This is a genomic window from Bradyrhizobium sp. STM 3562 (assembly GCF_045571435.1).
Classification (GTDB): Bacteria; Pseudomonadota; Alphaproteobacteria; order Rhizobiales; family Xanthobacteraceae; genus Bradyrhizobium.
This window is the reverse complement of the sequence record NZ_CP120694.1, coordinates 2,718,625-2,737,239: the sequence shown is the minus strand read 5'-3', so window position 1 is coordinate 2,737,239 and position 18,615 is coordinate 2,718,625. Positions and strand designations below refer to the sequence as shown.

Genomic DNA, 18,615 nt, shown 5'->3' with positions numbered 1-18,615 from the left:
GGGGACTCAAGCGGCGGTACGTCGACTGCCGAGTTCGCCGTGCAAAATGATGAGTGGCGGCCATGTATAGCGCCATCAGTGATACGACTGAACGAAGGCGGCAGGTCCTGCAGTACGAGCGAGCGGCCATTGTATTGCTTGTTTGCCTCTTATTCGCGTTCATCTATCCCTTCTATCTCGCCATTTCCGGGATCGATACGTCCGTCCCCGCTGCGCTTCAAACCGAGAACAAGACGATCTACTATCTTCAGGATGTCATTCCAACGTTGTGTGTTGGAATTGCTCTGCTATATCGAAGATCGACCTTCCTTCTTCGCCTCTCCCCGCCGCTGTTGCTCTATTGCGCATTTGGCTTCTTGTCAGCCTTATGGTCTGAGGACCCCTACGTCTCGCTCAAGTTTGCCGTTCGACTTTCATTGTACATCGGCGCGATCGCTGCGCTTTGCGAATTATTGAAACTCGAGACGCGGTGCCGTGTCCTTATGATGATGTTTGCATTCGTCATTCTCGCAAGCGTTGCCATGGCGGTCTTGATTCCCAGCTACGGAACACATCAGGCCACCGATGCGGCTCAGAGCATACATACCGGTTTGTGGCGGGGCGTATTCCCTCACAAGAACGAACTGGGCGCTATGGCATCCAATTCAACGATCGCGTTTCTCTTTTTTGGCCGCCTCGGTCCATCATTTCCTGGTCTTCGCTTCCTATGCCTTGGCGCGTCTATTGCGTGCCTGATATTCGCTGGCTCCGCTGGGGCGATAGCGTCCCTGCTAGTTGTGTTGATCCTCTATTTTGCGATCTTCGTTACGTGGCGCTGGCCTTTGGCGTTTACCTGGCTCTTCGTTTTTGCTGTCGCGGCGGCCTTGGCTGGGGCGCTCCTGGCTACGGACTCCGAGTCGTTTGCCTTGCTTGGCAGAGACACTACTCTGAGCGGGCGTACGTCCATATGGGACGTCGTTCTTGCGATGATAGCTGACAGTCCGCTGATTGGACACGGCTACTATGCGGGAACGTCCGCTTTCGCAGGTCCGCGCCTAAGGGAGCTCTTCGGACCGGCCATATGGGATGCTCACAACGGATATTTGACTTTATTGCTCGAGACCGGAGTAATCGGCCTCTTTCTGTATCTATATGCGGTACTATCTGTCGTTCTCATGGGGACGGCCCAAGCGAAGCGTGAACCGCGCGAGCGACGGGACTGCCTTATGCTCCTCTTGATATCTCCCATCTTGTCCCTGGTGTTCGCGTTTTTCGAGGGACATCCTGTTGGCGAGGAGGGCTGCATTGGAACCCTGAACTTCTTTAGCTTGGTGACGACCTATTCTTACCTAAAGCAATCTGAGAGCACGCGCGAGGTCGCTCACGAGTGGGAAGCGGGTCGGGATGTCGGCGTGCGGATATAGCTGGCTCCACTACTTCATGCATCGGGAGGTCACTTTGATCGAGACAGTCAAGAAGAACACCGATCATCTATCTTCGTTCCCTCCGAGAATTGATGCGACAGTCATTCGTCGTTATCGGACCAATTATCAGTTGGGCGACGAGATTGGTGAATATGAGGTCAAGCGTCACTGGGAGTTGGAATCCACACTCGCGCGTCGGCTGCTCACGTCGGACAAAAGCACGCGCTGGTCAGTATTTCAGGAATGCTATACTGAACTCTATTCGACGCTTCCATGGTTGAACGAAAGTGAAACCGCGCCGGCGGATTCACTCCGCCCATGGCTCAAACTGGTCCCGAAAGGGGCTAAGGTATTTGAAATTGGCAGCGGTAAGGCGCACCTTCTAAAATACCTCGTATCGCAGGGGTATGATTGCGTCGCCACAGAGATTACCCGAGAGAGGGGTGAGAAGCACGCTGCCGGCGTGGGTGATTTGAAATGGCATGTCACAGATGGTGTAAACTTAGCTAAGTTCGAATCGCCGTCGAGTTATGACGTTGTGATTTCAACTAATGTGGTCGAGCACCTTCATCCGGACGATATCTTAGATCACCTCCGCAACGTCCGAGAAATTTTAAGGCCGGGCGGTTATTATATTTTTGCTACACCTCACGTGGGAGTGGGGCCTTCAGACGTTTCGAGAGTTTACGGATTTGACCGCGCTGTATGCATGCATCTGAAGGAATATAATTTCATAGAACTTGGCGCGCTGCTGACTTATGCAGGTTTTCGTTCACCCAAAGCCATTCTGTTTCGTCAACGGCCATTTAAGGTGGGGCCACTTCCGAGTGGATGGTTTTTTAAATATTGCTGTATGTGGGATCGGGTAACGCGTAGAATGAACCTTTCCCCCAAAAATGAACGCCTATTCCGAAGTGCGCTTCGGCTAGCAGTTGTCCCGAAAAACATTTGGCTGATGGGCGAAAAAAGTGCCTGAAGGTTGGCGACGAGGGCCGCGTCGAACCCCTGACTTCCGTATCCGAGCCGCGACTTACGCGTACGTGTACATCCTGGAGTCCGAGAATGCGCACGTGCGGGAGGAGGGTCAGGCCATCGGCATGCTCATCTAAAGCCTTGGTCGTGAAGAAATGAAGAAATCCCGCGCCGGCTCCAGCAGCGCACGGCATCGATGGCGATCTCGGGCAGCTGCTCCATCCGATGAAACGGTGCGCGGCATTTGCCGACGACGATCGCCCCCTCCGAACAGCGCGGGATCATATACCCACAGCAAGGTTGTTGATGCCTGAGTAATTCTCCCGAGAAGTGCCGTTTCAAAAATGCCCAGTTGATCGTGTCGTCCATCCTCAGGGTGCGCCCTGAGGATGGGCGGCGAATCGATCATCCGATCCTGCTCTGCCCAGAACGAGGGAGCGGGTCCGGTGATCAAGCTTGGGGAAGTCATCATGATACCTGATCTTTATCGTAAGCATGCGGCGTGGGCCGCTGGCCAACTAGATTATTCTGATTGCCAGCGCTTGAGCCATTCCGGATTTTCTTTGTACATCCGGATGAGCTCGATCAGGTTTTCGATTCCGAAGTCGGTGAACGCCTGGATGCCGTCTTCGCCGACGCCATAGACCCAGATCACACCGTCCTCGATTTCCATTTCGATGGCGATATCCCGCAACCATTCTTCGTCTTCGCCGAGGTCCTTGGCGACCTGACTGATGGTGGTGACGTGATGGACCTTGTTGACGTGCGTGGTCATGCCGCTCGAGCGGAGATCGTTGCTGTCGCTGGCTTCCAATTCCAGGGCAGCAGCTCGTCCAGCCGATGAGCCGGATGGGAGGCGATGCGGGCGAGGACGTCCGCCAGCCAGGCCTGCGGGTCGACACTGTTCATCTTGCAGGAGATGATCAAGGTATACATGGCTGCGGCACGCCGTCCGCCGCGGTCAGAGCCGCAGAACAGCCAGGATTTTCGCCCAAGAGCTATGCCTCTTAGGCCTCTCTCGGCAGCGTTGTTGGAGAGACAGATACGCCCGTCCTCGAGGAAGAAGGTGAAGCTCGGCCAGCGCTTCAGGACGTAGGTGAACGCCTTCGCCAGGTCGTGCCCGCGAGAGAGCTTGGCAAGCTGCTCCCGCATGTAGATTTGAAGATCCTCGACAATGGGCCGGCTCAGCGTCTGCCGAACCTCCAGGCGCTCTTGTGTGCTCTTGCCATTGATCGAGCGCTCGATCTCGAACAGCGCATCGATCCGGCGCACGACCTCGATCGCGATCGGCGAGATCGGGATTTCCTTTTTGCCAGCGGCCTTGCGCCGCGCATTCTCTTCGATCTCGGCCATGGCGAAGAATGGACGTCGCGCATGCGCCCAGCAAGCAGCCTCCCGGATCGGTCCGGGCTGGCGCCCAGCCAGATAGAGCTGGTTGTACCCGTCAAAGGCATCGGCCTGCAGGATGCCGGCATAACGGGCCAAATGCGCCTGAGGATGCTCGCCCTTGCGGTCGCGTGAGTAGTAGAACATGGCCGCCGGCGGACCCGCGCCACCAAAGGGTCGGTCGTCCCGGACGTAAATCCAGCACCGTCCCGTGTCGGTCTTTCCCTTGGCCAGCACCGGCACCGTCGTATCATCGGCATGAAGACGCTCGGCCGCCATGACATGGGCTTCGATGAGGCGCAGCAGAGGATCCAGTACCGTGCAGACCGATCCCACGGCGTCGGCCATGGTCGAGAGCGCGATCGGCACGCCCTCCAGGGCGTAGCGCTCGGCCTGGCGGTTCAACGGCTGATGCTGGCCGAACTTCTCGAACATGATCATGGCCAGCAGGCTCGGACCGGCCCAGCCTCGTGCGACAGCATGGAACGGCGCTGGAGCCTGGCTGATCTTCTCACAGTCGCGGCAGCTAAACTTCTCCCGCACCGTCTCGATCACTTTCCACTGGCGCGGCACGGATTCCAGCGTCCGGGTCACGTCCTCGCCGAGCTTGCGCAGGCGCTTGCTGCCGCAGCACTCGCAAGCCGTCGGTGGATCGATCACCACCCGTTCGCGTGGAAGATGCTCGGGGAAGGTCTGGCGCTCGGCGCGCTTGCGCGTAAATCCGCGCACCGTCGTCGTCTTGGCCACGGCACGTTCGGCTGCCAATTCGTCTTCAGTGGCGTTACTTTCCAGCTCTTCGAACGTCAGCGCTAACTGATCCATCAGGCGGGACGATCGCTCTGACCGTTGGCCGTAGATCTGATGCCTTAGCTTGGCGATCTGCAGCTTCTGCTGGGCGATCAGCGCCTCGTCTTCTGACGCTTTGGCGCGGGCGACCGCAAGTTCGGCCGCGATCACCAAGCCGTTCGCGCGCTCGATCGCCAGCGCCTCTTTCAAGGCGGCGACCTCATCCGGAATCCCGTCGCGACCACCATCCATGCGACGCAATGAATCACAGATTGGACGCGTTGGGACTCCCTAAAATGGAAACGCTCGCAGATTTCTTCGCTCAGCCCGCGCTCTGCGGCCGCCAACTTAGTTGTGGATTTCTCCAGTCGATGCCCTCGAGCATATAGGCCATCTGCGCCGCCGAGATCGACACCGCACCGCCCGATGCCGAGGGCCAGATGAACTTGCCGCGGTCAAGACGCTTGGCATAGAGCGACATGCCTAGCCCGTCATGCCATAAAATCTTGACCAGATCGCCGCGGCGGCCCCGGAAGATGTAGAGATCACCGGCATGAGGATCGCGCTTCAAGCTCTCCTGAACCGTAAGAGCCAAGCTTTGCATGCCGCGGCGCATGTCCGTGTGACCCGTGGCGATCCAGACCCTGACGCCGCTCGGGATCGGGATCATCGCCGCCTCAATAGCTCAAGAACCCGCTGCAGCGCCTCGCTGTCTACGTCACGGTCAACCCGCACCCGACAGCCGCCAAGCTCGATCTCGATGATTCCAGCCCTTGCACGCTGCGCAGGAGGCGAACACGACGGTTGCGGCGCGCATGTCAATGCTGAAGCCGGCGTAGAAGTGATCTCCACCGGAACGAGCGCCGGAACGGTCTCGCCGCCTAAGCAGCCCTGGCGTGCCTGTCGGCGCCACGTGAACAGCAGGCTTTGAGCCATTCCATGTCGGCGGGCGACGCCGCAGACCGTCTCGCCAGGTTGCAAGGTCTCCTCAACTAGGCGGACCTTCTCGTCGTAACTCCATCGGCGCCGACGTTCAGCACCTAAGACCTTGACCTGCATTCGCTACATGACCTTAAGGCTAGACTTAAGGTCACATCCTCAGAAAGGCCGCGGAATTGCACAAGGTGGCCGCCGCCGCAGGGATACTCTTTATCGGCAGGGACTGACGGTCTGACGGTCTCGACGATCGCCCGCGAACTCGGGATCGACCGCAAGGCCGTTCGCAAATGCATCGCGCGTGGGCCGCCAGTCTATGGTCCGCGCAAGCCGCCGGGGCTGGATCGGCAGCATGTCCTTTTCTACCGCTTTGCCGAATTACTTCTCCAGCAGCGACGACCAGGTCGTCAGCTCCTCGGGATGGTTGTTGTCAATATTGAAGATCTTCCCGCTGCGCCCGGCTCGTCGGGAGATCGGCTTTGCCCTCCCTCCGGCTCGCTCTGAGCCGGCCGGCCGATCAGGCGAACGGCCGCGACATCGTCGAGATAAGTAAAGTCGCGCCATCCTGCCCTGGTTGAATAGCATGATCGGCTCTCCTAGCACGATCGCTCTGACGAAAATGACGCTCGCCATGTCAGGCCGGCCAAGGCCATAACGGGGAAGAAACGAAAGCCCGTCGCCGGCAGCCGGTAGATGGCGATAAGAATGCGCCATCAGCACGCTAACCTTCTTCGAGCTGTAGAAAGGGTTCACGGGAGTATCGAGATGACTTGCACGAGACCGGCAGTTTGGTAGTTGCCGAAGACGTACGAAGAGGACGTAAAGCGCAGGTGCTTGCAGCCATCGTGCCCGCGGCCCTCCGGCAGGTTGATGAAGCCCTGGCATAGATCGGCGTGCGGTCGCAGCCAATATCGGAAGGCACGCTCGGGTGAAATGCGCCACCTCGGCACAACGTGCTTTCGCGAACAGCGCGGCCCTTGCCCTTCGGCCGACAAGCTCGAGCTTGACCAAGGCACACTTCGGGTCGCGCGCAACTGCGCCTCCGCGGGATTGCAGCAATCATTGACGCTATCGACCCGGACCACCTCGCGCCATTGCGCGAGCAGCCGCTAGAGAACGTGAAATCCGATGCAACCGGCAGCTCCATTGACCAGGTCGGCTTCTGTCGGCCTGCTTGCTCCGGCTCTCAAAGTCGCCACAGCTCAATCACTGACGGCTTCGCGCCGCGATCAAGCTTCATCTTCACGTCAAGGACGAGACCTGCGCCATCTTGCAGTAAGCGCTGCACTAGCCGCCAGCCGCCCTCGACGTAAGTGTCGTGCGCGACGGCTAGGATCAAGGCATCGGCAGGTTCGAGCGCGTCGATGTTGCTTAAAGCGATCCCGTATTCCTCTTGGACCGCATGCGGATCCGCAAGCGGATCGGCGACCTGCACCTTGACCCCGAACGACCTAAGCTCGCGTACCACGTCGATGACGTGGGAATTGCGGATGTCAGGCACATTCTCCTTGAACGTCATGCCGAGAACGGTCACCAGGCCGGCGCTTGCCTTGCGGCGCAGCAGACCGCGAATACACTCGCGCGCGATCTGCTGCCCCATTTCGTCATTGATGCGGCGCCCGGCCAGAATGATCTCGGGGTGGTAACCTGCCCTCTCGGCGCGGTAGGTCAGGTAATAGGGATCGACGCCGATGCAGTGGCCGCCGACGAGACCGGGCTGGAAGGGTAGGAAATTCCACTTGGTGCTGGCGGCCGCGAGCACGTCACCGGTATCGATGCCGAGCGACTGGAAGATCAGCGACAGCTCGTTCATGAAGGCGATGTTAAGGTCGCGCTGGGTGTTCTCGATCACCTTCGCTGCTTCTGCGACCTTGATCGAAGGCGCGCGATGAAGGCCGGCCGTGACCACCGAACCATAGACATCGGCGACGATGTCGAGCGTTCTCGCATTCTGGGCGGACACGACCTTGGTGATGGCCTCGAAGCGATGCTTCTTATCGCCGGGATTGATGCGCTCGGGCGAATAGCCGACATCAAAATTCGAACCCGCCTTGAGGCCCGAGGCCTGTTCCAGGATCGGCACGCAATCCTCCTCGACGGCGCCCGGATAGACCGTCGATTCGTAGACCACGATGTCGCCCTTCTTCAGCGCCTTTCCGACCATGCGCGAGGCCTGGAACATGGCCGTCAGATCAGGCCTTTTTGCAGCATCGATCGGAGTCGGCACCGTCACGATGAAAAAATCGGCAAGTTGCAAGGCCGCTTTGTCGCAGGTCAAATCCAGCGTTGCGCGGTTGAGATCGACCGCATCGACCTCGTGAGTTCGGTCGTGCCCAGCCTGCAGTTGCCCGACCCTTTCGGCATCAATATCAAACCCGATCACCGGGATGCCGGCCCGCGCGAATGCTGCGGCCACGGGCAGGCCGACATAGCCAAGTCCAATGACGGCAATCTTCCGGGCGTGCGACATAAAATAATATTCGAGCCGCTAGAGCTAAGGGATGCTATACTCGTCGATGAGCTGTTTCGTGTTCAAAATATTGCTCTTGCTGGAAGCTCCGAACACGATTGATTCGATTCTCTTCTGACTGCAGACGTATTCGATAGCCTCGCGCGGCTCGATCGCTCCGGAAGCCAAGACCGACATTGCTACAGGTCTGAACTTCCGCGACGCAATCACTTTCTCATAAAGGTCGATACCGCCGCACATCCGAAATCCCAGTTTATTTATGCTCGCGCATACGATCGGATTCTCCATGCCCAGTTCCTCCAGCATATCGACCAGGCGCGGCATATTCATCGTTATAAAGCCCGGTTCGGCATTGTAGCGGTCGCGCACATGGTCGGCAAAAACCCGAAATGCGTCTTTAATCCCCATCCCAAGCAATAGGTCGGTAACAACGTTTTGCAGAAAGATGACGGGGGTCCTCAGTCCGCCGAATATTTTCATCTCTGCGTCGATCAGGAGTCGCGCCATAGCCTCCACATCCCGCGTCGCTATCGATACACCCCCCCTTACCAAAGCAGAGAGAGCGCCTTCTGCAGGCAAAAACCGCTTCAATGCGTCGATCATTCCGTGCTCGGTCACGGCATTTGCGTATTTGTGCGCGTACGGCATGCAAGGATAGAATTCGAGCTTCGAATATCGCTCCGGGTTGGAACGGACGTGCGCACAGATTTCCCCGATTCGATCATGCGTCGTGCACATGAACACGTGAATTCCGCTGTCATAAGCAGCGTCCAGCAAATTGATGATTTCTCGGACGTCTGCAAAGCGGATGGCCTGCGCGCGCGCCTTTTCCTCGGACATGTGGTTGATCCCGAAGAACTGGTTGTCACCGAATAGTATTCGATCCATTGGTCCGCTTGCCCCTCCTTGATGGGAGGATTCTACTTCAGCGCCGCGGTGACCTGGGACAACAAGCCACCAGACTGCGTCCGGCTCTGAGCTGGGCCCCTGGGCGCCGAATCCACGGGCCGCCAGGTGTCTCGCGCATCCTGCAACATCGCAGATACGACACAATCGGTTTGCACCGCTGACGCAAAAGACGAGATGTTATCCCGCCGGCCTTCCACGATACATCGGAGGAAGTAGTCGAGCTGCGCAGAATATTCCTCCCCTCGAAGGTAGTACCAAACATCACTATGAAAGTCGGTCGTGTAACGAACCTCCCAACCCTCTTTTGCCACACCGGCGCTTCCCGCCGCAGCTCGAATGTATGTCTTCAGTTCCTGGCGGTCGACGACCATACGGCCATTCGTTCCCCAGAGCGTGACTTGGGTTGACATTCTGCGCAAACTGTCGTCGCTCCAATTAGCGGCAATCATGCCCGTCATGCCGTCGGCAAAATGCAGGGTCGCGTAGACCTCGTCGTCTACGTCCCGGGAAAAGACCCTGTTGAGCACGGTCCCGCTTACGGCGTCGGGACGGCCGACGAGGTAATTCACGAGATCGATAGCGTGGCACGCGTAGTCATAGAGGCAGCCCCCGCCTTCGCTGCCCTTTGACCGCCACGTTGCTCCCTTGGGCCGCAATACCACCGGGCCGTAAGCTTCAACCCTGACGTGATGAAGACGGCCAAGCGCCTGCGCATCGAGTAGACGCTTCGCCTCCTTGAACGCCTCGACGAACCGGTGGTGATATCCCACTTGGTTTACCACACCTTTGCGGTCAGCCAACTCCGCCAGCGAACTTCCCTCGGCTACATTGAGACAGAATGGCTTTTCGCAGAACACGTGAAGGCCTCTGAGGAGGGCCTCACGGACGATTTCGCCATGTGATCGTGATGGCGTCGCGACGATAACACCATCGAGGGACTTGTCATCGAGCATTTCCCGATAGCTGGAAAAGACTTTAATGCCTGAATATTTGTGTAGGATATTGCACAAATAGCTCGCGCTGTCGCACACTCCGATCAGCTTGGCCGAAGGGTGCGTGTTGAGGATGGCAAGATGGGAGAGCCCCATCTTGCCAAGTCCGATCAAACCGAGATTGACCATAAAGGTCTCCCTGACAGGGAGTGCGGCTGTTCAATTGACCAGAAACTCTCGCAGCCGCGTGAGAAACGCCTCTGGCGCAAAACTCGTGAACTCGGCATTGGCAACACTTCCGCCTGTCATGGCCCTGGCGATCGCGGAGTCCAGCTCGTCCTCCGACAGGGCAGGATAGACACCCGGCCTCTCGCGAAGCCACTTAAGGGTGTGGAGCTGGTGGTCCGTCGTGAGCTCGCCTTTCGCTGCGAGCCGCGGCAGCATCACGATAGGCTTGTTCATTTGAGCGGCGACGAAGTAGCTGCCCATTCCGGCATGGGCGACCATAATCGCCGCATTGCGGACGGCTTCTTGAAATTCGCTCGGCGAAAGCATCCGCCTCCAGCGCATGTGGCTTGGCTGGCAAGTACCGCCGCCAATCTGAGCCAGCACATCACTATCGCTATGCCTCAGCGCCCATTTGTCCATGGAGAGGATCAGGCGATCGAACGCCATCATCGAACCAACAGTCACAAAAATCATATGACCGCTCCCCAATAATCGGGACCGCTGGTTCGCCGCAGATGTGGCCACTGGGTAAGCCACACATCGCAGAAGCGTCCCGCCCGCTGCCCTGACAACGACATCTGTTCACAATTGGCAATGCTGTCGATCCACAACGTTCTCGAACGCAACAGGCATTTCGCAAGCGCTAGGGCTATCATCCCAGGAGCAGATCCTGTCGTCACGACCACACGCGGACGCTCACGCATCAGGATGAACGTCAGCTGAGTAACCAATACCGCCAATCCAATCCGGTCCCTGCGCGTCACATCACGGACCGCATAGAAGCGATAACCGGAGACCTCCTCGGCATACGCCGAATGAACGCTTACAAACGCAACATCCAGTCCATCGAATGCGGGCTGCAGCCGGCGCATTTGGATCCAGTGCCCCCCTCCAGATGCCACGACGAGGATCTTCTTGGACACGATGGCACTCCCGGCCTCGACATAAAGCCGCTCGATCGCTGCCGACTTACCCACAAAGCCGCCCTCGCCGTGCCTGGTACGGCCTTGTACGCCGTCAGCAGAACGCTCACGCTCAATTTGCCTCCGCCTCCGCCGATGCCGTCTCCAAGAGACCGAGAGAAGAGACCGAGAGGCGCAAGTTGAAGGTCCCACTTACAATAATAGCAAAACTCCCGACGTGGCCTGCCAATCAGGATTACCCAATTCGATCGACCCATGTTTCCGGCTTACTGGATACGCCATCGTCAACACCAGGCATGAACCAGGCTCGGGACATCAAGCCTACGGATCTGCGGGTAATGCGGATGACGAGAGGATACCGTCGTCCACACAATCGAAGCGATAGACCGACTTCCCCTCCGAAGCCTATCCAATTGATGAGCGTGTTATTACTCGCCCACAAGAGCTTGAAAAAGATCGTTGTAGCCCTCGACCATGCGTTCCGCCGCGAAGTTCGCTGCAACAAACTCAGACGCTGCAACTCCAAACGCCTTCCGCTTCGCGGGATCGAACAGCTTCTCAAGAAAGCACACCAGCGCCTCAGTATCTCCGACCGGAAACAAGAATCCTGTCTCCCCGTGACGTACGATCTCGGTCGCCCCCCCGACATCGCTGATCACGACTGGGATGCCGATCGCCATCATCTCCAAAGGCGCTAGAGGCAGTGTCTCCCCCAGACTGCAGAGGACACCGACGTCGACAGCGCTGATACTTGGTCGCACATCTTCCTGCATCCCGGCGAAGACAACGTGCTCTCGCAGTCCGCCTGACCTCGCATATTCCTCAACATCGCGCTGCGTGGGACCGCCACCCACGAGCAGCCCCTTCGCTGGAAATCCGCGGAGGCGCAGGATACGTATGGCGTCAACCAGCTGACGATGATTCTTCTCTGGAAAAAACCTCGCGCACATCCCAATCACGTAATCGAGCGGCCCAAATCCCATAGCCGTTCGGGTCTGCTCTCTCCATCGATCCGCCGAACGAGGCGAGAATTGCCAGTGGTCCACGCCGTTATGAATAACCGTCGCATGATCGGAGCGATAGCCGCGCTCCTCCCAAATTCTGCGTTGATTCTGCGAGACATAAATCAGGGCGTCCGCCCGAGCGAAAAGGGGTCTATAGAGTATATTCAGAACGCGATCTTTCAGGCCCAAAAAATAGGATGTATGGAATATCGATACGAGTTTTGCACTGGATGACGCCAATTTCCGCGAGATGATTCCGAACAGCAACGGCCGCTGGTTCACCCCAACGATTATATCAGGCCGCTGCGCGTGTATTAGCCACGACAGCTTTCTCATCGTCTCTATGCTGTAGAGGTGGTTGCCTTCGCAAGTCACGACGGGCACCGTACTCGATCCGAGCGCATCTCCCTGCGCATTGGTGAGGCTCACGACTGTGCAGAGGTTACCTTGCGAGGCCAGAGCATTCGCCAGTTGAAAAGTGTGTCGTTCGGCCCCCCCTGGCAACGTAAGGTTCAGCACGAACATGATGCGCATCGTCCTACACTCCTCCTTGTTCTGTCGCGCGCGAGATGATGATGAGCAGTGCAAGCGCCTCGATGGTATTGGCGCGCCACACCACCCTCAGGTCTTCTCGGCTAATGGCCGGTGGCACACTGCAGCGGTGAGACAGCCTTCATGAGGGCATGTGCGGCCACCTGGACACCGCTCGCGTTCGCCTCAAACGATCTTTGAGACTCGAGGTGGCATCCGACGCCGATGCGAGGCAACCCGAACGGATTGAGACTCCCGTCGCCCAGGTGGCCTTTCCGTGTCGTCACCCCAGTTGAGAAGCCGGCTTGCTCGGCAAGGCGCTCCTCGCGCGGCCCGCATGCGCCGGCAGTACCATAAGGGTAGGCCAGGTGCCGAACAGGTAATTCGAGGAGGGTCTCGAGGTACCTTCGATTGTCTACCAGTTCGGCTCGTGCGGCGGACGGGTCGAGCATTGCCAATGCCGCGTGCGACGTGGTGTGACCTCCTATTGACGCTAGAGGATGACGAGAGAGCGCTTGCAGTTCTCGCTCGTCCAGAAAATACGCAGCATTCAAGGCCGAGAGTGAGACTGCGTATCTATCGAAAGTAGGTTTGAGCAATGCAGCACGGCGATAATCCTGGTGAACCCACTGCGTCACCGCCTTTAGTCCTGCTTTCTTGCTGTGGAAATCCGAACACTCAAACTTTGTGCCCATCGGATCTATCGTGACGTGGTCCGCTCGGCGAAAGATTTCCCGCAGTCCGAGCCACCATGAATTCAAGGCTCGAGTTGGCGCACCAGTTGGTACGTAGAGCACAAATGGCGTCTTGTTCTGCTCCAGCAGCGGAAGCGCCACAGAACGGAGGTCTCGATACCCATCATCAAACGTGATTACCGCGTACCTGGGCGCCTTCGGTTCGTTTCGGGACAACGCTCGCAGACACTCGTCAAGGCTGACGATTTTCCATCCTTGCCGCTGGAGCCAGACTAGGCAATGCTGGAGGAGATCAACGGATGTGCCCGTCATCAGTTCACGCTGGAAATCCCGCTGTATTTCATGGAACATTACGATGACCGCTCGGCCGGCGAATAGTCGGCGGAATACCGGCATGAGTCCCGTCCAATGAATGCCGTACAAAATTCCATTGCTCACGAGTTGCTTCATTTGGCTCTCATCAGACCGGCACCAGCTAATGCGCCAGCGTGCGCGGGATCCGTTAATCTCCGGACGTCTGCCGCGGTCGACCAGATAGCACCACAGTCGCTTGCGATCGGATATAAGCGAGACGACGAGCCGTATTGTGCGATCGGCCTCGCCTGATCCGGTCTGCGGTCGTGCCCTACGCAAGCCCGCTCGCGGGCGACGTTTCACGTGTCCGGCCGTCGACACCATCCCCGTGCTCGAGCGGACACGCCCTCCTGCGCCTCTAGCCTCCCAGGTGGAGAGAAGTAATCCAAAAACCGCCCGATGTGCGGACCCTTTGGGATTACCCATATCGGCTCCGGTGCGTCTCTTGCGATTGGACGGCGCGCCAATCTATCTTTAGCTCGCTATTCTGATGACCGGGGATATGTTTTCTTTGATGTCGATCGGCGATGATCTGAGAACTCGGTGCAATCCGGATTTCGCTTTATCGTCGATCTGAGCGATGTGCAAACGCGCGGACTCATCGTGCGGACATCTGCGGACTTATCGTGCAGACATCTAATGACGCATCAGAGATCTAGGACGCACCGGAGAAGTCAACTCTTACCGATGCCCGAAGCTCGGTCACGGAAGACGCCGGCTGTCCCCGTCATCCTGACGAGGCCATGTCGTGTCATCAATTCTTTCCGGGTACGCCATGTAGGGACTCGTCCTTACTGCTCGCCGCGGCGATCTCGCGGCGCTTCCCCGTTGTGCAGCGTCGTTCCTGAGCTAGCTCGAGAACTGAAGGGATCTTCCGACTATGGAACCGAGCGAAGCCACAGAGGATGGCCGCTATGAAGGGAGCGCCTCTAAACGCTGCCGCAATGATCTACGCGAAAGTCGTGAGCTTCGCCACGGGCATCATCGTCGCGCGAGTGATTGGGGCAACTCAGTACGGCATGTTCAACGTTGCTCGCAGCGTTCTGGAAAGCTGCAGCATCGTTAGCCCCCTCGGCCTCGATCTCGCCATGCAACGCCATTTGGGATCCGCACCGGAACATCTTTCCGCGCGACTAAGACAACTCAGATTCTTCCGACTTGTCACCTTCAGCCTCGCGATTATCCCTCCTGCGCTGGCGGCCACCGGTTTCAACAGCTATGTCGAGCAGTTTATCTACCGCTATCCAGACTTCGCGAACGTCCTTCTCGTAACGCTGATAGCGCTCCCTTTTGCAACGGATATTGCTGTGCTGGGCGGCGCTTATCGAGGAATATTGAATCCTGCCCCTTTCATGCTGGCAAACTTTGTGCTGCAGCCCAGCGTGCGATTGATCATTATGGGACTGCTCTTTGTCATTGGATATCGGTTGTGGGCGGTCGTCGTCGCGACATGCGCCTCATACATCATTTCCTGGGCGGTGCTGGCGATGCTTGCCCGAAAAGATATGGCCGGCGATGACCCCCATGATCGACAGGATTGGGCGGATATCCGATCGGTTCTTCTATACTCTCCGTACTTGGGCGCTTCGTTGGTTTTCGTCGTTTGGATCCGGAGCGCCGACTCCCTCTTTCTCGGTCACTTTGGGAGCGCGAAGGATGTCGGCCAATATGCGGCCATCCTGATGATCGCGCAATTGATCGGATTGATTGGGGAGGCGCTAGGACAAACTCTGGGTGCTCGTGTCGCACTGCGCTATCGGAATAACGAGCTCACCGCAATGGAACATCTTCTTACCGAGAACGTCCGTCGAATCACGCTGGTTTCGGCCCCGATATTCGCCGCGATTCTGTTCTGGGGCAATCGCATCGATCTGGTGCTTGGGCCCACCTTCGCGGTCGATGCTCGTGTGGTTGCGCTCGTCAGCGCAAGATTCTTTTTGCAGACCATATTCGGATATAGCGGGTTTGCACTTTCTATGACGGGCTGGCACGCCCGCGAGACAACCCTTTTGGGCTGCGGTTTCCTGCTTTCGGTCACTTTATGCTGGGTGCTGGTTCCGCTGTTTGGACAACTAGGCGCTGCGCTGGCGAGCTTCGCGACAATGTCGATGATAAATTTGGTCCGCTACGCCGTCGTGCTGAGGATGTTTCGCATTCGGATTATCGGCATGCCTGTAGCCGCTGCGATTGCATTGGCGCTCACGACAGCCGGCGTCGTGTGGCTCTTGCTTCGACCGATTGATAACCGGACGTTGGCGTTCACGGTATTTGAAGCAGCTGTTTTCCTCGTGCTTTTTGCCGGCACGGCTTGGGTTCTGCTCATTACAGATGAGGACCGCGACGCCGTTTCCGAGCTGTTCGGCCATTTCGCGGATTGGCCAGGATAGAAAGATGAGAGTTGCACTCTTATCATTCCATTATGCCGAATATTCGGCCCGACTCGCGATGGCCCTGAACGCGCAGCACGACGTCTTGCTTATTCTGGACCGTAGCAATGCTCAATACGAGCTCTCGAGCTCTTTGCGCGACGCAATCGTTCAAGGCCGACTAGTTCGCTGGTTTCCCCGTCAGCGGCGACTGAATGCACCATTCGAATTGGCGAGGCTGTTGTGGACGCTGCGAAGCTTCCGGCCGGATGTGATCCACGTTCAGGAGGTATATAAATGCATTCCGACCTGGGCGAATGACGTCCTTCGCTATTCAATTCCGCTGGTGCTCACGGCCCACGACCCCTTACCTCACAGTGGTTTTCTCGGTCGAAGGTCAGCGGCAGCGCTTCCATGTCGCGAACGATTGCGCGCTCATGCGGACTGTCTGATTGTTCACGGAGACAGGTTGCGAAAGGAATGGAGCGAGAGAGAGCCTGACATCAGTCCGCGCCTTGCGTCGATACCGCACGGGATTCTTGGTAGCACCGCACCCACAGCGCTCGCGGAGCCGTCAACGTTCCTGTTTTTTGGGCGTGTCGAATCCTATAAGGGCCTCGAATTTTTCCTCAACGCAGGAACGTTATTGGTGCAGAGAGGATTTGAACCCCGCTTGATTGTCGCCGGCACCGGTTCTGATCTCGAACTCCATCGCGCGCAGATCGGTAAAATGCCATACGTTGAGCTGGTGGACCGGCGGATTGATGCGGATGAAATTCCCGATTTGTTCGCGCGATCGAGCGCTGTCGTGCTTCCGTACACTGACGCTACCCAGAGCGGCGTTGCCGCAATGGCTTTCGGATTCGGGCGACCTGTCATCTCGACAAACGTCGGCGGACTACCTGACGTGATTTGCGATGGATACAATGGCTTGTTGGTCCCCCCGAAAGATGCTGAGGCGTTAGCAGAGGCAATGTCGCAACTGATCAGAAGTGATGATTTGCGCAAGAGCCTGACTTCGGGAGCAAGTGCCTATGGAAGCACTGAGTTGAGTTGGGATTTGATCGCTCGACAGACCTCCGCGGTGTATGAGAGCGCCATAGCACGGCACCATCAGTGGTCCATTTGTCGTCCAAGGAAGAAGCTCCGGCGCGAATGATGGACGATACGCAAAGCGAAGAGCTCCGGTCAATTACCCTAGGATCTTAAGCAATGCGGAAATCCAAACGCTGTCAATGGTTCAAAGGAGTCGTCGCAACCGGCTGCAGAGCGTTCAGCCCCGGTGCCCGAGGGAGTTCCGCCAGCATCACATTGCTCGTCTTCTGCGGCTTCACAGTGCTCCAATTTGGAAGCCCGTGTCCACTGGCGCGGACAACTGCAGTCGCTGCGAATAGCGGAATCGATCATTCGGCCGAGATCGCAGGGCCGATCCTCGCTGACGGCTCCGCCATTGTCATCGACGACAACGTCTACATTCCGGAAAATGCTGGAGAGGGTTGGAGCCTAAGCTCGCCCGATCCCGACGTGCTTCGGTTCGAGTTGCGCCGCGGAGACCATTGGTCTTCCTCATATTGGATCGACCCGCCTAGCTCCGAACGCGATGAAATAGCCGGACAGACGGTGTATCCGTCGGGCACTCAGATAAACATCGCCTACGACTTCATGGTCGAACCAGGACAAACAAACTCTGCAAGCGGCCCCGGACGCTGGTTGGTTCTCGGTCAAATGCATGAATATAAGGTCCCGCAGTCTCCTCCATTGGCCATAGAGTTGGTGAACGGCGACCACATGGCGATCAACATCGGGACCCGCAAGCTGGTGTACGTTTACATCGACCCGAACCCTATTCAGCGCGGTCACTACTATTCGATGAACATCCAGGTCAAGTTCGCTAACAACGGCGATGGGTTTCTCCAGGTTTGGCGAGACGGCGCGCACATCGTCGATTATCACGGCTCAATTGGAACAGGTGTTGGAACCTATTGGAAGCAAGGTATTTATCGCTCGTCAGCCCAAGAAACCATTTCAGTGAATTTCCGACGCTTGAAGATCACTGCAGTTGCAGGGTGACCGGTATCAGTGCCTCAGTGGTGAATAGCGCGGACGGCAGGGGCACGATCATCGTGCTGAGGCTCCGCATGAGCGAGGCGGCAACAGTGGCGGGTACGACGATATTGACGGCACGTGATGGCAGCACCCTGTCTGTGCCGGCGGCCCCGGAACGAATGCGCTGATCTTTAACTTCAGGTTGCGAACAAGCGAGACGAACGCTCAATTCCGGAGGGCCTGCCAGATGTCACTACCCTGAAAGACGCACTCGGCGCTGCCGCGTGTCTGTCGATCGCGCGCTCACGTCTGCAATTCGACAAGCGCGCCACCGCCAGGAGAGCCGTCATGTTGATCCGTAACTCCGCAAAGTCTAGCTTGGCTATCCTTCGGTGCAACTGCCGACGCTTCCGTAGCTAGCGCAGCCTCTCGCTTTACGCAGATTCATCAAGGCCCTCGCGATCGCGGTTCAACCCGTTCCAATCTGAAAACGGAATTCCTCACGGATTGCGAAAAGGCGAGCGTCTGCCTTGCCGAATGTGTAGGATGCGCGAAGAAGTAGCCGAGGCGTGTGGCGCCATCGGCGACGACGAAAGACGTCGCGAGCCTGACTTGCGATTGCACTATACATTCGTATGGCGCAGGTTAGAGCATACCTCCCGCACCAAGATCGT

General features: G+C 57.6%; 17 protein-coding genes. 5 read left to right on the top strand and 12 right to left on the bottom strand.

Annotated elements, in window-relative coordinates:
* The first annotated feature begins 62 nt into the window (after nucleotides 1-62).
* Both P6U23_RS12555 and P6U23_RS12550 read left to right on the top strand, forming a co-directional pair.
* The gene (locus P6U23_RS12555) at nucleotides 63-1,403 is read left to right on the top strand and encodes an O-antigen ligase family protein (protein WP_407180068.1); all 1,341 of its coding nucleotides are present in this window, start codon (nucleotides 63-65) and stop codon (nucleotides 1,401-1,403) included.
* Between the two features lie 34 nt (nucleotides 1,404-1,437).
* The gene (locus tag P6U23_RS12550; protein ID WP_407180067.1) at nucleotides 1,438-2,379 is read left to right on the top strand and encodes a class I SAM-dependent methyltransferase; all 942 of its coding nucleotides are present in this window, start codon (nucleotides 1,438-1,440) and stop codon (nucleotides 2,377-2,379) included.
* A gap of 125 nt (nucleotides 2,380-2,504) precedes the next feature.
* Here the strand turns inward: P6U23_RS12550 and P6U23_RS12545 are convergent, their stop codons facing one another.
* From P6U23_RS12545 to P6U23_RS12490, 12 genes are all read right to left on the bottom strand, one after another.
* Nucleotides 2,505-2,744 (bottom strand): hypothetical protein, encoded by a 240-nt coding sequence (locus tag P6U23_RS12545; protein ID WP_407180066.1) that lies wholly within the window; start codon nucleotides 2,742-2,744, stop codon nucleotides 2,505-2,507.
* Nucleotides 2,745-2,898: 154 nt separating this feature from the next.
* Nucleotides 2,899-3,150, bottom strand: coding sequence for a hypothetical protein (locus P6U23_RS12540; RefSeq protein WP_407175422.1), 252 nt, complete (start codon nucleotides 3,148-3,150; stop codon nucleotides 2,899-2,901).
* Nucleotides 3,147-4,799: an IS66 family transposase gene (gene tnpC, locus P6U23_RS12535; RefSeq protein ID WP_407180065.1), complete on the bottom strand. Its 1,653-nt coding sequence runs from the start codon at nucleotides 4,797-4,799 to the stop codon at nucleotides 3,147-3,149. The genes P6U23_RS12540 and tnpC overlap by 4 nt, the downstream gene beginning before the upstream one ends.
* 70 nt (nucleotides 4,800-4,869) lie before the next feature.
* Nucleotides 4,870-5,217: an IS66 family insertion sequence element accessory protein TnpB gene (gene tnpB / locus P6U23_RS12530; RefSeq protein ID WP_407175423.1), complete on the bottom strand. Its 348-nt coding sequence runs from the start codon at nucleotides 5,215-5,217 to the stop codon at nucleotides 4,870-4,872.
* A complete protein-coding gene (gene tnpA, locus P6U23_RS12525; RefSeq protein WP_407175424.1) occupies nucleotides 5,214-5,606 on the bottom strand; it encodes an IS66-like element accessory protein TnpA in 393 nt (130 codons plus the stop codon). The genes tnpB and tnpA overlap by 4 nt, the downstream gene beginning before the upstream one ends.
* 1,063 nt (nucleotides 5,607-6,669) lie before the next feature.
* Nucleotides 6,670-7,953 (bottom strand): nucleotide sugar dehydrogenase, encoded by a 1,284-nt coding sequence (locus P6U23_RS12520; protein ID WP_407180064.1) that lies wholly within the window; start codon nucleotides 7,951-7,953, stop codon nucleotides 6,670-6,672.
* Nucleotides 7,954-7,977: 24 nt separating this feature from the next.
* Nucleotides 7,978-8,793, bottom strand: coding sequence for a hypothetical protein (locus P6U23_RS12515; RefSeq protein WP_407180063.1), 816 nt, complete (start codon nucleotides 8,791-8,793; stop codon nucleotides 7,978-7,980).
* 80 nt (nucleotides 8,794-8,873) lie between these two features.
* Nucleotides 8,874-9,983, bottom strand: a complete 1,110-nt coding sequence (locus P6U23_RS12510) for a Gfo/Idh/MocA family protein (protein WP_407180062.1) — start codon at nucleotides 9,981-9,983, stop codon at nucleotides 8,874-8,876.
* A 30-nt stretch (nucleotides 9,984-10,013) separates the two neighbouring features.
* Nucleotides 10,014-10,547, bottom strand: a complete 534-nt coding sequence (locus P6U23_RS12505; protein ID WP_407180061.1) for a glycosyltransferase — start codon at nucleotides 10,545-10,547, stop codon at nucleotides 10,014-10,016.
* Nucleotides 10,493-10,945 (bottom strand): UDP-N-acetylglucosamine--LPS N-acetylglucosamine transferase, encoded by a 453-nt coding sequence (locus P6U23_RS12500; RefSeq protein ID WP_407180060.1) that lies wholly within the window; start codon nucleotides 10,943-10,945, stop codon nucleotides 10,493-10,495. The genes P6U23_RS12505 and P6U23_RS12500 overlap by 55 nt, the downstream gene beginning before the upstream one ends.
* 428 nt (nucleotides 10,946-11,373) lie before the next feature.
* On the bottom strand, nucleotides 11,374-12,483 hold the full coding sequence (locus P6U23_RS12495) for a glycosyltransferase (RefSeq protein ID WP_407180059.1): 1,110 nt from the start codon (nucleotides 12,481-12,483) through the stop codon (nucleotides 11,374-11,376).
* Nucleotides 12,484-12,584: 101 nt separating this feature from the next.
* Nucleotides 12,585-13,625 (bottom strand): polysaccharide deacetylase family protein, encoded by a 1,041-nt coding sequence (locus tag P6U23_RS12490; RefSeq protein ID WP_407180058.1) that lies wholly within the window; start codon nucleotides 13,623-13,625, stop codon nucleotides 12,585-12,587.
* A gap of 818 nt (nucleotides 13,626-14,443) precedes the next feature.
* Here P6U23_RS12490 and P6U23_RS12485 point away from each other — a divergent pair.
* Genes P6U23_RS12485 through P6U23_RS12475 form a run of 3 tightly spaced genes read left to right on the top strand, consistent with a single transcriptional unit; the run spans nucleotide 14,444 to nucleotide 17,965 of the window.
* Nucleotides 14,444-15,916 (top strand): oligosaccharide flippase family protein, encoded by a 1,473-nt coding sequence (locus tag P6U23_RS12485; protein ID WP_407180057.1) that lies wholly within the window; start codon nucleotides 14,444-14,446, stop codon nucleotides 15,914-15,916.
* Nucleotides 15,917-15,920: 4 nt separating this feature from the next.
* On the top strand, nucleotides 15,921-17,054 hold the full coding sequence (locus tag P6U23_RS12480) for a glycosyltransferase family 4 protein (RefSeq protein WP_407180056.1): 1,134 nt from the start codon (nucleotides 15,921-15,923) through the stop codon (nucleotides 17,052-17,054).
* Nucleotides 17,055-17,107: 53 nt separating this feature from the next.
* Nucleotides 17,108-17,965 carry a heparin lyase I family protein gene (locus P6U23_RS12475; RefSeq protein WP_407180055.1) on the top strand — a complete coding sequence of 286 codons (858 nt, stop codon included), beginning with the start codon at nucleotides 17,108-17,110 and terminating at the stop codon, nucleotides 17,963-17,965.
* Nucleotides 17,966-18,615: the final 650 nt, after the last annotated feature.